Origin of the sequence: Variovorax sp. MHTC-1, from assembly GCF_003984645.1 — a bacterium.
Lineage (GTDB): Bacteria > Pseudomonadota > Gammaproteobacteria > Burkholderiales > Burkholderiaceae_C > Variovorax.
Genome location: NZ_RWKI01000095.1, coordinates 1 through 820 on the forward strand (window position 1 = coordinate 1; position 820 = coordinate 820).

Sequence of the window (820 nt, forward strand, 5' to 3'; positions counted from 1 at the left end):
CCACCGCAAGAAAGCAGCAGCCCGACAAGCAGTGCCAGAAAGCCGTTGCGCAGCCAAGTGCTCGTCATGCTTTTCGTCTCGATCGTTTGGAGGAAGCGGCGGACGCAGCTTCAGCGTCCTCGCTCGCCCCGTCTTCGTAATAGGTGTAGATGCCGACGCGGATGCGGCCCGAGGCTGATTCCTCGGCCTCCTCGAAGGCGCGCGTCATCTCCCGGGTCAACTGGCCGTGAAGTTCGCCCCACCGCTCGCGCACGAGCGCGTGGATGCGTTCGCAGTCCTCCAGCGCGATCCCGGCGGCGAAGACCGATCGTTCCAGCAGTGGCGGCTCTGCGCCGAGCGTGTTGGCCACGCCCGCGAGCAGGTGATCGCGCGTGTTGTCGCCCAGGAAGGCGAGCATCGTCTTCAAGTCCTTCGCCGGAACGAAGGCAGTGGCGTTGAGCTCGACGCGCCCCTCGCGCTCGATCGCCATGTTCAAGCGCATCAGCTCATCGAGGATGGTGCGGTGGTGCACGTTGCCGTGGCTGGCGCGCCGCGCGAGGGTTTCGAACGATGGTGCCTGGGCTTCGGCCACGATGGGCAGGACGCGGTGCGCAGGGTCGTCGTCGATCATCTGCAGCCACAGGGTCAGGGTCTTGGCCGCGGCCGACATTTCGGTGCGCGGCAGGGGATCTTCCTCTTCGCGCACCTTGGTGGTCACGGCCTTGCGGTTCAAGCCCGTGGTCACCGACAGCTGGCTGATGTTCGGCTCGGCGCCCTTCGTTTTAAGCCAGGCACGGCGCGCTTCGTCGATCAGCAGATCGCGCAGCAGCGCCTCCAGGTG

1 protein-coding gene is annotated in these 820 nt (G+C 66.1%); it reads right to left on the reverse strand.

The window, feature by feature from the left end; all coding sequences use genetic code 11:
- Nucleotides 1-64 precede the first annotated feature (64 nt).
- Nucleotides 65-820 (reverse strand): DUF6502 family protein (locus tag EJI01_RS28420; RefSeq protein WP_185879115.1); only part of this gene is annotated, 756 nt, incomplete at its 5' end.